The organism is Bradyrhizobium sp. UFLA05-112 (assembly GCF_053572325.1).
This window is the reverse complement of the sequence record NZ_JBANBK010000035.1, coordinates 19,517-36,914: the sequence shown is the minus strand read 5'-3', so window position 1 is coordinate 36,914 and position 17,398 is coordinate 19,517. Positions and strand designations below refer to the sequence as shown.

Here is a 17,398-nt window from a genome sequence, read left to right as displayed (position 1 = left end):
CTCCGCGGAAAGGCCGGAGGCGAAGCCAGAATTCTCTTCTGTTCGCGCGAGCACGATTATTCAAGTCGGAGATTTTCGGCGAACATTATGCCAGAACGTCCGGCCCTTATCTCGTAGCTGATCTTTGCACCCTCTGCAACTCAGCGTAGCCGGCCTTTTCAACGGCACGAATGTGGACGATACATCGGGGCCGCCACCATCCGGCTCGATGAAGCCGTACCCCTTGGTCGAGCTAAACCATTTCACCGTACCGATTGCCACCACAGTAACTTCAAATTGAACCCGCAGGATTTTAGCCAGAGTACCTATTGAGCATCAAGACCATCTGCGGTCTGCGACATACATGCTGCTAGGCCGAGCGGACGTCGCGAATTCTCGATCGCCTCCCATGGCGTCCCCCTTGACTTGTCAATCGGCGTTGCGGCCCAGGCACCAAAGGTAGCCATCCGTTGGCAAAAGCCGCATCGAGCGGAAGACACGAAGCCACAGCCCAATACTCCAATATCGATGCACCATGTTGATCCACCCGGTTGCAGGGCTTGCGCGCGCTTGAGGCCGTCGAGCGTCGTTTCGCCATCGGTAGAGGTTTTCAGAAACCCTGGGGCGACATGAGCGTGGACGCCAGTCTCCTGCTTGGGATGTTCTCGCAAACCTCATTCACGATCGCTCGCTAAGCGACCGCATACGAAGGTTTGCGCGAAGGACGGGCGGTAAGTCCGCTTGGTTGCGGCCGTGACAAAGATTTCTTTGCCACCTCTGATCAGCTCGATTCAGCTGGGGACGGTTTCGGTTGCATTGTGTACATGCCAAACTGGCTGGTCCGCCAAGCCGGATCGGTGCTTGGCTCGCGCGAGTTCGTTCCCTGGCCGCATCAGGTTGTACTGCAGCCAAGCCTTTGCTCCGGGTCGCGCTGACTACGCCGAAACAACGTCTCGGCATATCTGCCCATACGGAGCGGTAGAAATGGTTGGCCATGTCCTGCTCCTATGGTGCTGCGCCGAATTGGTGTGGTCCCAACCGGCGCTTGTCCCTTATTGCCTCCAAAACAACGTGCGTAGTCCTGCAAGGTATGGCTTTATCGATATTGATTAACGCAATGATTCACACATCGACGCACAAATTCGGCGCCTGAACAGTCTTTTTGACGGATTTCACCACTCGATTGTCGGCCTCTGCTGCTAGCGAAGCCAACCACTTTGCCATCGCGAATGAAATGCTCCATACAGCGGCCAACGAGGCAAGAAAGCTCACTCATGTTTCTCCTCAACTCGCACCCCGATCATCGCGCTCTCCTTGACGCTTCGGACGCCGACACGCTGAGCGTCGATGCCGCCCGCGAGGTCGAGCGTTTTCTCAGGGATCGCGATGGGCACAAGGAAACTCCTCTTATTTCTTTAGCGGGCCTTGCCCGTGAGATCGGAGTTGGCTCGATCCATCTAAAGGATGAAGGCGATCGCCTCGGCCTTGGTAGTTTCAAAGCGCTGGGCGGTTCTTATGCTGTGATCCGCCTGGTGCTCGAGGAAGCCACTCGGCAGCTCGGTCGCGATGTTGAGCTGAGCGAATTGCACACATCTGAAGTTCAGTCCGTCGCACGAGGCATGACGCTCTCCTGCGCAACGGATGGCAACCACGGCAGATCAGTTGCTTATGGGGCCCAGCTTGTTGGGGCGAAATGCGCCATTTTTGTTCATTCGGGCGTCAGCAACGAGCGCATGTTCGCCATTGCTCGCTTTGGCGCGCAGATGATCCGCGTCGATGGCAACTATGACGATGCAGTTGCCGAGGCATCCCACGTTGCGGCCCAAAACGGCTGGATCACGGTATCTGATACGTCTTGGCCTGGTTATGAGCGAATCCCAGGACTGGTGATGCAAGGATACACCGCGCTACTGAGTGAGGCTCTGCGTCAATTGCGCGAACCCCCGACTCATGTGTTCATTCAGGCGGGCGTGGGTGGGCTCGCCGCCGCGATGTCCGGACATTTCTCGGTCCTGTTCGGCAACGACCGCCCGTTCTTCACTGTTGTCGATCCCTCGCGAGCGGCGTGCCTCCTTGAAAGCGCGCGGGCCGGGCGTCCTGTGAAAGTCAATCACCTGCATTCCACCGTGATGGCAATGCTCGAATGCTACGAGCCCTCGCTTATCGCGTGGCGCATCCTTTCGCGCGCAGCGGACGCTTTTATGACGGTCGACGACGAGGACGCAATCAGCGTGATGAAGCGCCTGGCAAATCCGAGGGATGGCGATCCGGCAGTTGTTGCTGGCGAAAGCGGTGGTGTTGGTCTCGCAGCGTTACTGAAAGCTGCTTCTGAGCCGACCTTGCGTGCCAAGCTTGGTCTTGGACCGAATGCACGGGTTTTCCTGGTCAACACCGAAGGTGCGACTGATCCTTCCCTCTATGAAGAGCTGGTCGGCACGACGCCTTCTCACGTGACCGCGAAAAACGATAAGGCCGGCAAAAACATGTCAACGGATGCTGCGAGCTAGCCTTTTGGGATCTGAACACCTTCTTGAGCATTCAAGCTGGGCGATCTTGATTGCGGCGAATGTGGCCGCTTTCTTCATCTCGAATCGTCCCAAGTTGTCTCTTTGCAGAGTGCACCACCTGTGCAAGCGGCTCGCAAAGACGTTGCCCAAGCCGTCAGGTCGGCTCAACGCATAAACTCCCCATCGATCAAACAGCAGACACTCTTAGAACGGCTCGACCAATAATCAAGATCTATTCGAATCGATTGCCGTGATCACAACGGACACCTCAATTCCAGGGATGTCGCGGCGGACGTACTCCGTTCAGCACGTAGTTCCCGATATGAAAGTACTTCCAGCGCACCGGGTCGTGCAGCGTGTGGGTACGCGCATTGCGCCAATGTCGATCAAGGTTGTACTGTGCAAGCGTCGATCGCGTTCCGCCAAGCTCGTGCAGTTTGTTCGCTGCCAAAATCGCGATCTCCGTCGTCGCCACCTTGGCGATTGCAACGGCGATTGATGCCTCGTCGACCGTTTTATCGTTTGGCTCCGCAACGGCAAAATCCAAGGCGTGCCCCGCTCGCTCGAGCAGGGCTTCAGCCGCGTGCAGTTTGATGCTGAGATCTCCAATTTGGGCGATAGTGAACTGGTCCTCATAACCATGGTTCTGACCGCTATCGATCCATGGCCGTACATACTGGCGCACGAAAGCAACCGTGTCGGCAAGAGCGCCTTTGGCGATGCCCGCGTCGATCGCGGCATGGACGAGCTGGGCAAACGGTCCGTTCGCAGTCGGGGCGTCATATACCGCATGCGCCGGCAATACTGCCAATTCGGGTACCCGAAGATTGCGTATAACGACGCTGCCGCTGGCAGTCGTCCTCTGGCCGAAGCTGGACCAATCATCAATGACGCTCAATCCATCCGCATCGCGAGGCGCGATCGCGATATGCGCTCTTCCGTTGTCGTCAGTTGCTGCAATGGCGATATAATGAGCAAAGAGCGCCCCGGTCGCATAGAACTTCTGACCGTTGATCAGAAAGCTATCTCCATCAGGGGTTATCGTCGTCTCGAAGATGCCGGTATGCTTGCTTTTGGCTTCGGAGACCGCATTGCCAAAGCGATGGCCTTGCAGGACCTTACCAAACCAGAAGCGCTTCTGATCGTCCGAGCCGGTCAGTCGCAACAGGTCCAGGACTCTCAGATGACTTTGTGGAATTTGCCCGAGTGAGGGATCGGCGGCCGAGATGATCTTGACTACTTCTGCGACCGTCGCGAAGGAGACGCCGGCTCCGCCATAAGCCTTCGGTACGGTGATGCCCCAAAGACCGCTTGACGAAAAGCGATCAAGCTCGGCTGCCGGCAGACGCCGTTCGCGATCGCGCGCTGGCGCATCGATCGCAAGTTCGGCGGCCATTTTGTGCGCGATGTCGATGGCCTCCGCGTCAGAACTGAGGACCTGCGCCTTTGGTACGACGTTGAACTCCGATCCAGCCTCGGGTCGGCCAGCACGTTCAATTATTGTGGTCATGAAAAACTCCGAAAGGCCTGGCGGCCGCCCCGGCTGGCTGGCACCATGCGGTGCCGTTCGCTACCTTGAGCCCAATCGCCGCATCTTTCGCGGCATAGACTCGCTTCCGATACGGTGCTCGAACTACTCTCCACCTTCGTAGAAGAGCTCAAGCGGCAAGCCCACCAGAGATTTGCCGATCCAGTCCCGAGCGATGATGTTCGATGGGCCCATTGCGATAGCGGCACGCGCGTCGCGGAAGGAACGTTCAATCGGCCCCCGGTGATAGCCGTAACCTCCGGTGACTGTTAGCGCAGCGGCGGCGACCTTGTTTGCGACCTCGGCCGCATGCACCTTGAACTCGGTCAGCGGGATCAGGATTTCGCTCTGCGGCTTGCCGGCGCGCCAGAGTTCGTCCAGCCTTGCTGCAAGCTCGAGGCGCCAGGGTCGCAACGATTCAACGAGCACCTTGGCCGCACCGAGTTCCTGCCGGACCGCCTGATAGTCCGCAACTCTCTTGTTCCGATCCTTGTGTACGAAACTTGCGGTGTGCTTGACGGCCGCATTCAACACGCCCCGGGCGAGACCTTCCCAGACGGCTCCGAGCCCAATCAGATAGACGGGCGAGACGCCATTGTAGATGATTTCCTTCCCCTGTCCCTCAGCACCGAGCCGGTCCCGTTGCGGTACCCGCACGCTGGTGTAATGGATTGGCCCCGAGTGATTGGCGCGCACGCCGAGGGCGTTCCAAGGTTTTGATTCAATTCCGGCAGACTTGCCGTCCACGATGAAGAACACAATGTCGGTCTGGTCCTTGGCGCCCGGCGTCCGTGTCTGCACCACATAGAAGTCGGCCTGACCGGAGCTCGTTGTGAATGATTTCTTGGCATCAAGCAGATAGTTGTCGCCATCGCGCGATGCCTCCGACAGATTATACCACCAGTGCCCGCCAGTGGCGCGCTCGCTGGTCGAATATGTACCCAGCAAGGCACCGTTGTTCGCCTTGAGCCAGCGCTCCTTCTGGTCGTCGCTACCATATAGATTGATAGTCTGAGCCGCGCCGACATGCATGACGTAGACAAGGCCCGTCGATGCATCAACCTGGCCAATACGATAGGCAGCTTCGGCAAAATCGACATGGGCAAGGCCAAGGCCGCCAAACCGGGTTTCGTTCAGGACGCCGGTCCAGCCGGCTTCCGCCAACGCTGTCAAATTCTCTCTCGGAAAGCGGCTTTCGAGATCATTGCGATCGGCATTGATCCTTACGGTCGCATCGATGGCAGCATCCAGCCGGGAATAGGGGGGTTGGCTGAAGTTGTGTGCCAGTTTGGCTGAAGCCATTCTCAGTCTCTCCTTTTTTCTTGCGAATTCAAGCAACGGCGTGCGTCAACACTTTCTGTGTGGAGTCGGTTGGGGGTGAGCCGCCGAGGTAAAGCGCTTTGATCTCGTCGCGATTGCGCAAGGCGACCGATGTACCGGAAAGGACGCTATGGCCGTTCTCGAGGACGACCGCGTGGTCGGAAAAGCGTAACGCGACCGTCGAATTTTGTTCAGCTACCAGGATGGAGAGGCCCTGCTCTCTGTTGAGCTGCTTCAGCGCTCGGAAAATGCTCTCAACGACAAGCGGGGCCAGCCCCATCGACGGTTCGTCAAGCACCAACAAGCGCGGCCGCGACATCAGTGCGCGGCCGATCGCAGTCATCTGCTGCTCGCCGCCCGACGTTAGTCCCGAGATGGACCTGCGATGATGTTTCAGCCGTGGGAAAAGCTCGTAGATCTCGTCCAGGCCAGCGCGGATCACACGAGACTTGGCGTCTCGGCCAATAGCGCCCGTAACAAGATTCTCTTCCACTGTCAGCGAGCGGAAGCAATGCCGGCCCTCAAGCACTGGAACGATCCCGGAGCGAACCAATTTGGCGGGCGACGCCGACACGATGTCGCGACCGTCAAAATTGATCCGTCCGGCGGTCACCTGGCCGCGCCGCGCCGGCAGGAGCCCTGAGATCGCCTGAAGCGTCGTGGACTTGCCAGCACCGTTGGCACCCAGCACGGCGACAATCTCGCCCCGCCGGACCGCGAATGACACCTCGTTCACGGCCCGGACGACATGATTGTAGGTCGCCGCCACCCCCTCGAGCGAAAGCAGAATGTCACTCATGCCCGGATCCATCCTTCCTCAGGCGAGATCTTTCGGGAGCTGACGCCTTCCGAAAGATACCGCGCAACACTTGCATTACTGGCTCACCGGATCATCACCGGAGGTACGGGTCTTGATGCCATGCTCCTTGGCATAGGCCGTCGACGACTTCTCGATGATCGGCCGGAGGAACGCCCAATCAGGCGCGATCCAATCCGAGACGACCTTCCACTTGCTCCCGTCCCATTGCTGAAACGTGACACGGCCGTCGCCCTCGTGATTGTCCCAGGTGACGTTGATCGAGTGGAATAGCCCTTTTGCGCCCAGCGCCTCGACCCGCGCAGGATCAAGCTGAAGGTGCTCAAAGCCCCAGCGAACCTCGTCGCCCGTCAGGGTGCGCTTGCCGAACTTGGCCTGCGCGATCCGGACAGCTTCGACGTTGAGGATACCGTTTACAATCCCGAGATTGTGATAGACGCTACCGATCCGCTTCTTGTCGTCGAGATTGCCCTTGTTCGCGCCGTACACGGTCTTGATCACATCCTGCAGCACCGGATATTCGGCGCCGGACGCCTGGGTCGTAATCGCGATATAGCCCTTGGCCGCCTCTCCTGCCGGAATGACGTCTTCCTCGGAATTGGACCAGACATTGCCGATGATGTGGTCTGCTGGGAAGCCGACCTTTTGTGCGCTCTTCAAGGCCACCGGATTCATCACGCCCCAGCCGCGCAGGACCACATAGTCCGGCTTTGCCCGGCGGATCGATAGCCACTGCGATTGCTGCTCATTGCCGGGATGCGGGACCTCGATCTGCTCAAGGTCAAAGCCGTACTTGTCCGCGAGCAGCTTATAGATCGGGATTGTTTCCTTGCCGTAGGGCGAGCCATGATAGAGCACGACGATCTTCTTGCCCTTGAGCTTGTCCGGGCCGCCCTCTCTCGAGGCGATGTAGTTTACAATTCCAGAGGTCTCGCTGTAGGGATTGAGCAACAGCGGAAAGACGTAAGGAAACACCCGGCCATCGGTCGAATCGGTACGACCATGGTTGATCGTGATCAGCGGCACTCTATCCTTTGTGATGCGGTCGATCATGGCATAGGCGATCCCGACCGACAGCGGATTCCAGGCAGCGATGCCGGGACGATTCTTCAGCCGCTCATAGACCTCTACGCCACGCTCGACCTCGTACTGGGTCTCGCCTTCATCCCAGGTCAATTTTACGCCGTTGACGCCACCATCGCGGATGTTGATGAGATTGAGGTAATCGATGAATCCGCCGAAAAAGCCGGTGCCGCCGGCGGCATAAGGACCGACGCGATAGCTTTGCAATGGAAAGAACTGTTCGTCGGCGTGGGCCGCCAGCGTACTGGCAAGGCCGGCCGCGAGTACCGCCCCCAGGGTCATTTTCAGGCGTGTCAGCATGCTCATTGCAAGCTCCTTTGAGTTGTTAAGAGATCAAATTGGCGCTGCCGTGCGCCTTCCAGACCGAAGGGTAGACCAGGTGCGATCCCACAAGGCGATCAGACCGCGTGGTTCGGCGATGACAAATACGATGATGAGCGCACCGATCAGGATACGTTGGCTCATCTCCAGAACGCCGGAATCAAAGACGCTGCCGAGCAGGGCCGCGCCGACGCGTGACAGCAGAAGCGGGAAGACGACGATGAAGGCCGCCCCGATGAAGGAGCCGCGCAGTGAGCCGAGACCGCCGATGATGATCATGAACAGGATCTGAAATGAGCGGTCGAGATTGAAGCCGGCCGGCTCGACCGTGCGCAAATAGGCAAAGGCCCAGAGAACGCCGGCAACGCCGATGAGGAACGACGAGATGCCGAAGGCGAGCAGCTTGGTTCGAAGCAGCGGCACGCCGATCACTTTGGCCGCGATCTCATGGTCGCGCACTGCGATGAAGTTGCGGCCCGACTGGGATCGTAGCAATCGCAGTGTCAGCAAGGTCGAGATGACGACGATCGTTAGAGAAAAAACATACCGCTCGGCGGCGTTCGTGAACGAAATACCCGCAACGCTCAGAACGGGTGCATCGATCACACCGGATGGATTGTCGTTAGAGAACCAGCCGAATTTGGTGAGCGCCCATTGTACGAAGAATTGTGCGGCGAGAGTCGATACCGCAAGATAGAACCCTCGCAACCGTAGGCTGGGCAATCCGAACACGATCCCAACGGCAGCCGCGATACCGCCTGCCAGCACCAGATCAACCAGCAGCGGCAAGCTCGGGATGCGAAGATGAAGGTTGTAGGCCGCATACGCGCCGACCGCGAGAAAGGCGGCCGAGCCGAGCGAGACCTGTCCAGTGTATCCGGTGAGAACATTGAGCCCCACGGCGGCCAGCGCTAGCGCCAGGAACGGCGTCAGCACCGCATCGAGCAGATAATCCGATCCGACGAACGGAACAACGCCGTAGGCGAGTGCGACGATGATCCCGCCCCACAGGATCTCGGCCGACGGACAGCTCGATTTGCTGAAGGGAATCGCCACTGCCTATACCCTCTCCACGAACTTCTGTCCGAACAGGCCAGATGGCCGGATCAAGAGCAGCGCAAGTGCCGCGACATAGGCGACCCAGGTCTCGATGCCGCCGCCAAAGGAGGGTCCGACATAGACTTCGGACAATTTCTCGATTGCCCCAACCAGAAGCCCGCCGACGATCGCGCCTAGGACGGAATCGAAACCGCCGAGCACCAGCACCGGCAGTGCCTTCAACACGACGAGCGAGAGCGAGAACTGCACACCGAGCCGCGCGCCCCACAACAGCCCACCGACCAGGGCGACGATCCCGGCCACTGTCCAAACTGCGGCCCAAACACGCGGCAGCCGCAGGCCGATTGCAAGCGCTGCAAACTGATCGTCGGCGACCGCACGGAACGACAGTCCAGTGCGGGTGTAGCGGAAGAACAGCGCAAACACCGCCACCAGGCTGCCTGCAACCGCGGCCGCGAACAGATCGAACCCGCTGATCAGCACGCCGGCGACTTCGAATGGGGTATCACTGATCCCGATGTCAAGCCCATGGACTTGCGTGCCCCAGAGGAGCTGTGCGGCGCCTTCGATCACATAGGAGAGCCCGAGCGTCGCCATGAACAATGTGATCGGAGGCTGGTTGACGAGCGGCCGCAGCACCGTGCGCTCAACGGCGATGCCCAGCGCGATCATGATGGCCAGTGTTGCCACGAGCGCCGCGGGAAACGGCGCCCCACGCTCGACCAGGCTGACAAAGGTCAGCGCAGCGAAAAGCAGCATCGCGCCTTGGGCGAAGTTGAGTACGCCGGAGGTCTTGTAGATCAGCACAAAGCCGATCGCGACCAGGGAGTACATCACTCCTGACAGGAGGCCTCCGATCAGCACCTCAATGAAGAACTGATAGTCGAACATCAAATCACAAACTCCGCATACTTCTCGTGGTCGACGCCGAGATAGGCTTCGATCACGGCAGGATCGGCTCGGACTTCCTCAGGCGTGCCGTCGGCTATCTTCCGCCCATGGTCGAGCACGGCCACGCGATCCGACAGCCCCATCACGAGGCCGATGTCATGCTCGATCAGCACAACCGTGGCGCCGAAGTTGTCGCGGGCGTTGCGCACGTGGTGCGACAACTCCTGCTTTTCGGTCATGGTCACACCAGCGAATGGCTCGTCTAGGAGCAGGACCCTTGGCCGGCCCACCAGCGCCCGCGCAAGCTCGACGCGCTTCTGCACGCCATAAGGCAGCGTTCCGGCAATACGGTCCTGAACGTGGTCAAGATGCAGGAAGCCGATGATCTCCTTTGCCGCCGCCCGGTTCTCCGCCTCGATGCGCCGCGCCAGCGGCGAGCCGACGATCTGCCGCAGAAAGCCGGGCCGCAAGCGGTGCGCAAGCCCCATGAGTACGTTGTCGAAGACCGAAAGTCCCTTGAACAGGGCGAGATTCTGAAATGTCCGCGCCACGCCATGGGCGGCGAGCTTCGACGTCGGCACATCACGGAACGAATGCTCGCCGAACCATACTTCGCCTTGACCAGGCCGGTAGAGTCCGCTGACAACGTTGAGCAGCGAGCTCTTGCCGGCCCCGTTAGGCCCAATGACTGCCCGGATTTCACCCCGCGCGACCTGTAAATCAACATCGCGCAGTGCTACGGCACCGCCGAAGCTCAGCGAGATGTTCGCAAGTCCGAGAACCGGACGTGCGAGCGTAACAGGCTCTGTGCGGCTCACAATCGCCTCGCCCCGCTTTCGCCTCGCGTGACCGACATGTTCGTCGGAAGAACCATCCTCCAGACAAAGCGCAGCCCCTCCTGTCGCAATCCCCGCCACTTGGTCCCCTCCCCAACGAACTCGATTATTCGGCAGCCTGCGCACGTACGGGCGCGCTTGCCTCGAGCTCTCGAACGAGCGGGATCACATGCTTGCCGAAATATTCGACCTCTTCCTGGAAATGGAGGAAACCGAGCAGGATGAGATCGGCACCAGCGCCCTTGAGCTCGATAATGCGTTCGGCGACCTGTTGCGGGGTTCCGATCAAATTCGAGCGGAAGCCATCATTGTATTGAACGAGGTCCTGGAAGGTGGATTTGGCCCAATTTCCCTCGCGCTCGGGGCTGGCATTGCCTGCATTCTGGACCTCGTGGTGGAATCCACGAACCGCATCGGGGATCGCCTTATCGATGATCTCCTGCAAGACTTCCTTAGCTTCGTCTTCTGTTTGCCGGACGATACCGAAGGCATTGATTCCAATCTTGGTGCGCCAGCCCTTGCCAAACGCCTTTTCCTTGGTCCTGATGTCCTCGACCTGGGCCTTCAGGCCGTCCGGGGTATTGCCATTGGTGAAGTACCAGTCGGACACACGGGCAGCCATGTCGCGGGCTGCCCGCGAGGAGCCGCCCTGAAAGATCTCTGGCAGCGGATCGAGCGGCTTTGGCTTGAGCGAATAGTCGTTGAACCGATAGAAGTCGCCCTTGAGGGTGAAATTTTCCTCGGTCCAGATCCCGCGCAGCGCGTTGATGAATTCCTCCGAGCGGCGGTAACGCTCGTCATGGTCCAGCCAAGGCTCGCCGATTGCATGGAATTCGCCGCGGAACCAGCCCGAGACGATGTTGACCGCAACGCGTGCATTGGTGAGTTGGTTGATCGTCGCAATCTGCTTTGCGGCGAGCGCCGGATTCCAAGGCCCGGGAAGGAGAGCGGCGATCACCTTGAGTTTTTCAGTCGCGGCAAGGAGCGCGTGAGAGAAGCTGACGGACTCGTGCTGCTTGTCGGCACCATAACCTGCCGTGAATCGGATCTGGCTCAAGGCATAGTCGAAGCCAGACTTCTCGGCGATCTGGGCAAGCTTGCGATTGTAATCGATATCCCAGCTGGTGCGCTGTTCGATCGAAGAAATCACGAGGCCACCGGATACGTTCGGCACCCAATAAGCGAATTTGATCGGATTGTTGCTCACAGTCATCCTGTTTGTCCCTCAAGAATTAAGCTTTGCGTGAAGAAGAGCGACGATCTCAGGCAGGCAGCATCGTGCCGTCGCACCCATCGAGACCGACGCGGCTCACGTGCTGTTCGTCGTCGTTTAAGCTATTGATTCAGAAGCGCTACGGTCGTCTCGGACGCGGTCCGAGCATGTGCATTTCAGCCGCACCAACACACGTTCGCACAAAAGCATCGACAAGCCGTGGGTTTGGTCAAATCACTCACCCCGTCGACGTTGTTGTTGCGCATCATGAGCGTCCCTGGCTGGCACCGTTGCATGATCTATCGTCTCAAAGAATTCTCGACGGCGCGAGTCGAAGACGAACTATTTTTCCTCCACTTAAGATAATCAATTTTTGTAATTTTTCATCAGACGCGATTTTTATTGCGCGAATGAGAACACCCACTGAATGAATGCGTACAAACTTGTCGCAAAGCTCACGATCGTCAGCCAACGTGTGTCTTATTCATCGAAAGGCCTTCAGCTGTTTTTCAACAGTCAGGCTCAGTCTTTCTTATCGTCCCATAAACTCTTCTAAAATCCTCGCCATGCTACCCCTCGAGGCAATGCACTCACCCGTTACGATCACGAGTGCTTTCGATTTCGTCTGCATGCTGGAACGGTCTTTTTTGCTGGCTGCCGAGATCCGCATGCCGCTCAACAGCTCAAACGCCGAAGTGACAAGGAGCGCTCAAATATATGACTAGCTGTCGCAAACAAAAACAGACATCCGGAGCGCGCGACGATGGGCGCGATGCCTTCGTACCGGCGTGGCTGGACATCAACTGATGCCATGTCCCATGGTGACAGGCAGACGCCTCGCGACTTCGCACCTTGAGATCTTCATCGCTCACAGAACGCTTTTTCATCGGTGATCGTCCATCGAAAACTGTGGAGGATAGCGGACAAACGATGTCCGTTGCCGACTGCGAGCGAGCCATGCTCCTGCGGACCACGGAGGCGTCTAGCGCGGTTGTTTGCTTTTGGAGCCGCCGAGCGCCGCGCGTTGGGATCAGCGAGGTTGAACCTACAGTTCGGAGGCAAAGAATTCGGAGGCTGGCGTCGGAAAAGCCATCACGAAGGCGGGACTTCGGACAACATCGACAAGGTCGTTCATGAGGTGCAGAGCGATGAACCGGATGCCGCTCACGGCGACGCCACGCATCGGATTTGATTCCACTGAAGGCGACCTTTTTCGGCGCTTCGATCGCTCCAATGAGTCCAAAACATCCCGCGTCTTTGCACCTAATACGATGCGTTCCGCTAACTTTGGCTCATGCGGTCTCCCAAAAAACCCAGCATCGGCGCTCTTGTCCATGACCGGCGCAAGCGCCTCAACGCTAGCCAACGCATTGGCACCACCCGCTAATACCGAGCGTGGTCACGCGCATGCCGAGTTGCGACTGCTGCTCTGTACCCTTGGGCTTCCGCCTGGATGCAAGCCGATCAGTCCGGGTACGCTCAAATCCCGCCTTGAGATCAACGCGGTCGTGACAGGAGCTAGAAACCAGAAAGAGCGACCTTGTTTGACCTGTTGGTGGGCTCCCCGCGGCCGACCATTTGGAGAGCAACTTGGTCCATTAATAAACCACTCTAGGCATTACGGTCGATTTATAGATCAAAACATCGAAGCTTCAGGCCGCAACGGCAATCGTCGAAAAAGGAGAGCCGCTGACGCAGGACCTCGATCGCGCGCTCATACATGGAAGCTCGATCGGCGGCGCCCGGCCCAAGACAGTGATCACCTCAGACAGCACGAAGTACATCGCCAAGTTCTCCTCGCAGAACGACCTTTACAATGTCGTGAAAGCCGAGTTCGTAGCCATGCGACTGGCCACCAAAGTGGGGCTTGCTGCGGCTTCCGTCAGCCTTGAGCGCGCCGCTGGCAAAGATGTGCTGCTGATCGAACGCTTTGATCGGCAAAGGGCCAATGGCGGATGGGAGCGCCGCGCCATGGTGTCAGCACTGACCCTGCTTGGGCTCGACGAAATGATGGGGCGCTACGCAAGCTATGAAGATCTTGCCACCATCATCCGCCACCGGTTCACTTCGCCCAAGGAGACGCTACGTGAGTTGTACGGCCGGATGGTGTTCAACATCCTTTGCGGCAACACGGACGATCATGCCCGCAATCACGCGGCGTTCTGGAACGGAAAAGATCTTATGCTGACGCCTGCCTACGACATCTGTCCACAAATCAGGACGGTCGGAGAAACAACGCAGGCGATGCTTATTGTTGGCAATCACCGCACGAGCCAAATTTCCGTTTGCCTTGAAGCGGCTCCCTTGTTTCTGCTCAACAAGATTGATGCCGTCGAACTGATCGCTCGCCAAATCAAGACAATCAAGAGGACCTGGAACGAGGTATGCGACGCCGCATCGCTGACGGAGGTCGACCGCAATTTCCTCTGGGGGCGCCAATTCCTTAATGCGTTCGCGTTCGTCAATGCTCCAGCGGTTCTCGCCGAACTTTCCAACTGAAGCCCGTCTTCATCGCCGAGGGCGCGACCCATCCCATGCGCGCGCCGGAGCCCACAGCACCGGCACGGCCGCATCGTGACATTTGTCGAGCATAATTTGACCGCCGAGCCAGCTCGTTAGCAATCAAGCCGTCGAAAAATACAGAACGGCATTTCCAGGGCCTTTCTGCGCAGTTGGCACGGACTCTTGAGTTTCTCTCTTTGCGGGAGGGGCTGAGCAGCATCTCTGACTGATCTTCTCATTTGAAAGGAGATAGCAATGAGGACGGCGCTTGTGCTGAGGCACGAAACTCTTTCCGAAGAGCCTGCGCGGCGCGTGGCGGTCGCCGATTCGTCAATGGACGGCGAAGAACTTTGGGCTCTCACCGGAAGGGGTTTCGGCGTCGGCTTGGTCGTGGGCCTCGGCTACGGAATTGTCTTGGGCCATCGGGCAGGCAGTTTGCTCCCCTGACTGTGGCTTGCCGCCGAGGCTTGGAGATTCTCTGGATCATGCTATTCAGCGCGGGACTTCGACCCCGGGCTTTGCGACATCAATTCAGGAGGGTGGCTAGGATTTTGGGAGCTTCGGCCGTAATTGCTTGAGCCGCCGAGCGACAGCGTTTTCGCTTCTCTCGAGAAGGATGGAAATCCGTTTCGGTACCTCGTTGTTTGCGGCGAGTTGGAGCAGACGTTTGTCCTCTTCCTTGCTCCATCGCCGAGACCCATTCCTAGGCATGCTTCATTCTGGCTATCTGTTCCACGAGTGGCGGCTCTTAGGATGAAACTCTCTGGATCACGACCACGTCGTACATTCTTACACCGAACCTTGTATCCTTGTGGGGCATCACCCTGTATTCGTCATTAGCGTATGCGATCGCAAATAGAGCGACACGTTGAAATCGGCCTGCTGCATCCACGCTCTTGTCGATGGGCATAATGCTGAACGACTCGGTACTGCTGTTCCGAACGTTATGAAGAGGCGATCCTTTTCTCAGCTCACAAAAGAAGTCCATAGACGACTCGCATTGCGCTTCGAGACTTAGTTCTAGACAAGGTTCCGAGCCGAAGATGTCGCGCCGCTCGGCCTTTTCGGCGAGTTCTGAATCTGTCGCTGGTGTCGAACTGTCACGGTTCCAGAGTTCTATCGCCTTATGTGGCGAGCGGCACGGTCTGGTCGCGACTATCATTCCGTACGGCTCGCACGCCTCGCAGAGAAGGCGCCAGGTGCTGGTGTTGTCCTGGACGAGAAATGGACGGCCACAACAAACTGGGCAATCGAGCACGTCTGGATCAAGAACCTCGACTTTGATCGACCTCGCGCCGATACAATCAACCATCATTCACTCACCTTCGCTGTGGCGGCTCCATCGGATGAGCGGCGACGCCAGTAGGACCGCTGTCTAAGCACCCCAGTCTGCGCCGTGAAGGCAAGTCATCTTGCGATGAGCCCATTTGATGAAAACGCGCTCGACGCAAAAGCCAGCACTGAATGAAGCGACAAGCGCAAGGGTGCAGGCGAGATAGGTATTTGCAAACTCCCAAGTGATTTGTGCGGCGACGACTACCACGAACGTTCCTACCATGGCGGCATTGCGAACACTCTTCATCATTCTGGTTCCCAGCTAACCGTGCAAGTCTATATCATGCAACCATGGCGATAATGAGCATAGTTGAACGCCATGCGCCGTCTTTCTGCTCGATAGGCCTTAGGCTAAGCTTCCCGCGATCATCCGGCATGCGCAGATTTGGTTCTCGACCTCCGGGCGCTTATTTGTCACGTCGTGCTGCCGACGCGCAGCGCGCCGGCGGCTTTCCACGATCACCCGTTCTCTAGGCCGCGCCGCCGATCGCCCGGGGTTGGGTCAGTAATTTTGGGATCGGCAGCGAGCCCCTCCCGTGGTCTCCGCCTTCATGCGAGCGCACTTCGGGCCCTGTGCACGCGTTAAGAGATTACCGTGCCTGGCCACGACCATCGGACGCAGGACGACAGCTGACCCAACAATTATCCCCTCGAACCAGCCCAACGGAAGCCCTTTTCACCCGATATTACCTCGATACAACAATGACTTGCTGAGATAACCAAGCACCGACCAAAAAATCGGGTACAGGTTGAAAATCGAACCATTTTCAGTTATTTCAGTTGAGCGAATGGAGGCTCGCTGTGGCGCCTGCACAAACGAAAGTCGAAAGGATTGGCCAGGCGGCGCGACGAGACGCTGAGGCCGTGGCGCGGCAGCTTGGCAAATTTGCTCGCAAGCAATCCGCTGATCTGAAGGTCGACGGTGTGATGCTCAAACTGCTGCGCCAGCTTACTGAGCTGACCTTGAAGCATTCTGGAGTTGCCATTGTTCCGATCGACAGAGAGCTCTCGCCAGGGGATGCGGGTAAGATTTTGGGCATTTCGCGCCCCATGGTGGTCCGTAAGATGGAGGCCGGAGAGCTTCCCTTCCGCTACGAGGGCAAGCATCGCCGATGCAAGCTCGAAGACGTGCTCAAGATAAAAGCGTCCGAAGAGATGGGCCATTCGGTGCGACAATCGATTCCTGACCGAGAGGTGGACGAGTTGGTTCTAAGCACTACCAATGCACCTTACAAGAAAGTCATATCGGCGGCTCAACTCGCAAAGCACCTTGCGTCGAGCGGCACTGGGTCATGGCATGTCCATGTAGCGACGTTCTTTACGGACGTTCGACCGGAGCTTATTTTGAAATTTGCCGCGATACACGGTGTTTCCAAGTCGGACCTTGTGAAGACCTATCGAGCAGTGAAGGCTGCGACTGGAGAGGCAAGCCCACGTCTGGAGGCGGTTCTTGAGCAACTGGCGCCAGCTGCCTAGTCGGACCATCGTGGGACTAGAGGAACTCAAGCAGCAGGGTCAGGCTGTTCCCGAATGGATTTTGGGTGGCGGCACCGCTCTGATGCTGCATGCTAATCATCGACTCAGCAAAGACATCGATGCATTTATCGACGATCCGCAATATCTCGGCGTCATGTCACCAAGAGTAACTGAGGTTTGGAATTGTCAGACGTGGGACGAAGCCGCGCACTATTTGAAGCTGATCTACGCAGAAGGTGAGATTGACTTCATCGTGAGTGCCCCGCTCTCACGCCTCGGTACGGATATATTCGAGGTCGACCTCACCGACCTGCCGGCTCTTGATGTCTGCCCAAATCGGTTCAAAAGCGGGATGCAAACCTCGCGCCGCCAACATGAGTATCCGGTCGCGATGCATCGGCCCCCTTGGTTTTCGACCACTGATGCCGACAAGACGAAATCCTTGGGCAACCTGGCGCTCGTGACCTGATGGTTGCGTTTGCAGGAAATCGCGACTTGATGCTGACTGCTGCTGCGGAATCGCTCGCGGCA

The 17,398-nt window shown here is 58.0% G+C and carries 13 protein-coding genes and 2 pseudogenes; 4 read left to right on the top strand and 11 right to left on the bottom strand.

What is annotated here, in order from left to right; all coding sequences use genetic code 11:
* Window positions 1–56: 56 nt before the first annotated feature.
* Window positions 57–261: pseudogene (locus SO180_RS20995) on the bottom strand (cold-shock protein).
* 840 nt (window positions 262–1,101) lie between these two features.
* Window positions 1,102–1,251, bottom strand: a complete 150-nt coding sequence (locus tag SO180_RS20990; RefSeq protein ID WP_449380737.1) for a hypothetical protein — start codon at window positions 1,249–1,251, stop codon at window positions 1,102–1,104.
* A gap of 2 nt (window positions 1,252–1,253) precedes the next feature.
* Here SO180_RS20990 and SO180_RS20985 point away from each other — a divergent pair, with 2 nt between their 5' ends.
* The gene (locus SO180_RS20985; RefSeq protein ID WP_449380736.1) at window positions 1,254–2,486 is read left to right on the top strand and encodes a diaminopropionate ammonia-lyase; all 1,233 of its coding nucleotides are present in this window, start codon (window positions 1,254–1,256) and stop codon (window positions 2,484–2,486) included.
* A 268-nt stretch (window positions 2,487–2,754) separates the two neighbouring features.
* On the opposite strand, the gene SO180_RS20980 is transcribed toward SO180_RS20985, so the two are convergent.
* The 8 genes from SO180_RS20980 to sfnG all read right to left on the bottom strand — a co-directional run bounded on the left by SO180_RS20980 (window position 2,755) and on the right by sfnG (window position 11,554).
* On the bottom strand, window positions 2,755–3,996 hold the full coding sequence (locus tag SO180_RS20980) for an SfnB family sulfur acquisition oxidoreductase (protein ID WP_449380735.1): 1,242 nt from the start codon (window positions 3,994–3,996) through the stop codon (window positions 2,755–2,757).
* A 123-nt stretch (window positions 3,997–4,119) separates the two neighbouring features.
* Window positions 4,120–5,316 carry an acyl-CoA dehydrogenase family protein gene (locus SO180_RS20975; protein WP_449380734.1) on the bottom strand — a complete coding sequence of 399 codons (1,197 nt, stop codon included), beginning with the start codon at window positions 5,314–5,316 and terminating at the stop codon, window positions 4,120–4,122.
* A 28-nt stretch (window positions 5,317–5,344) separates the two neighbouring features.
* Window positions 5,345–6,133 carry an ABC transporter ATP-binding protein gene (locus SO180_RS20970; protein WP_449380772.1) on the bottom strand — a complete coding sequence of 263 codons (789 nt, stop codon included), beginning with the start codon at window positions 6,131–6,133 and terminating at the stop codon, window positions 5,345–5,347.
* Between the two features lie 75 nt (window positions 6,134–6,208).
* A complete protein-coding gene (locus tag SO180_RS20965) occupies window positions 6,209–7,540 on the bottom strand; it encodes an ABC transporter substrate-binding protein (RefSeq protein WP_449380733.1) in 1,332 nt (443 codons plus the stop codon).
* Between the two features lie 27 nt (window positions 7,541–7,567).
* A complete protein-coding gene (locus SO180_RS20960) occupies window positions 7,568–8,569 on the bottom strand; it encodes a branched-chain amino acid ABC transporter permease (RefSeq protein WP_449380771.1) in 1,002 nt (333 codons plus the stop codon).
* A gap of 45 nt (window positions 8,570–8,614) precedes the next feature.
* Window positions 8,615–9,505: a branched-chain amino acid ABC transporter permease gene (locus tag SO180_RS20955; RefSeq protein WP_449380732.1), complete on the bottom strand. Its 891-nt coding sequence runs from the start codon at window positions 9,503–9,505 to the stop codon at window positions 8,615–8,617.
* A complete protein-coding gene (locus SO180_RS20950; protein WP_449380770.1) occupies window positions 9,505–10,326 on the bottom strand; it encodes an ABC transporter ATP-binding protein in 822 nt (273 codons plus the stop codon). Before SO180_RS20950 ends, SO180_RS20955 begins: the two co-directional genes overlap by 1 nt.
* A gap of 121 nt (window positions 10,327–10,447) precedes the next feature.
* Window positions 10,448–11,554 (bottom strand): dimethylsulfone monooxygenase SfnG, encoded by a 1,107-nt coding sequence (sfnG, locus tag SO180_RS20945; protein WP_449380731.1) that lies wholly within the window; start codon window positions 11,552–11,554, stop codon window positions 10,448–10,450.
* Window positions 11,555–13,201: 1,647 nt separating this feature from the next.
* Here sfnG and SO180_RS20940 point away from each other — a divergent pair.
* Window positions 13,202–14,053, top strand: a pseudogene (locus SO180_RS20940) (type II toxin-antitoxin system HipA family toxin); the annotation flags it as partial.
* 1,378 nt (window positions 14,054–15,431) lie between these two features.
* Here the strand turns inward: SO180_RS20940 and SO180_RS20935 are convergent.
* Entirely contained in the window at window positions 15,432–15,641 is a 210-nt protein-coding gene (locus SO180_RS20935; protein ID WP_449380730.1) for a hypothetical protein, read from the bottom strand.
* Between the two features lie 551 nt (window positions 15,642–16,192).
* Here SO180_RS20935 and SO180_RS20930 point away from each other — a divergent pair.
* Window positions 16,193–16,867: a MerR family transcriptional regulator gene (locus tag SO180_RS20930; RefSeq protein WP_449380729.1), complete on the top strand. Its 675-nt coding sequence runs from the start codon at window positions 16,193–16,195 to the stop codon at window positions 16,865–16,867.
* Entirely contained in the window at window positions 16,842–17,336 is a 495-nt protein-coding gene (locus SO180_RS20925) for a nucleotidyl transferase AbiEii/AbiGii toxin family protein (RefSeq protein ID WP_449380728.1), read from the top strand. The genes SO180_RS20930 and SO180_RS20925 overlap by 26 nt, the downstream gene beginning before the upstream one ends.
* Window positions 17,337–17,398 lie beyond the last annotated feature (62 nt).

Coding starts and splice junctions, on each gene's coding strand:
- SO180_RS20970 (WP_449380772.1), bottom strand. CDS start 6,133: ATGAGTGACATTCTGCTTTCGCTCGAGGGGGTGGCGGCGACCTACAAT.
- SO180_RS20935 (WP_449380730.1), bottom strand. CDS start 15,641: ATGATGAAGAGTGTTCGCAATGCCGCCATGGTAGGAACGTTCGTGGTA.
- SO180_RS20980 (WP_449380735.1), bottom strand. CDS start 3,996: ATGACCACAATAATTGAACGTGCTGGCCGACCCGAGGCTGGATCGGAG.
- SO180_RS20975 (WP_449380734.1), bottom strand. CDS start 5,316: ATGGCTTCAGCCAAACTGGCACACAACTTCAGCCAACCCCCCTATTCC.
- sfnG (WP_449380731.1), bottom strand. CDS start 11,554: ATGACTGTGAGCAACAATCCGATCAAATTCGCTTATTGGGTGCCGAAC.
- SO180_RS20985 (WP_449380736.1), top strand. CDS start 1,254: ATGTTTCTCCTCAACTCGCACCCCGATCATCGCGCTCTCCTTGACGCT.
- SO180_RS20965 (WP_449380733.1), bottom strand. CDS start 7,540: ATGAGCATGCTGACACGCCTGAAAATGACCCTGGGGGCGGTACTCGCG.
- SO180_RS20955 (WP_449380732.1), bottom strand. CDS start 9,505: ATGTTCGACTATCAGTTCTTCATTGAGGTGCTGATCGGAGGCCTCCTG.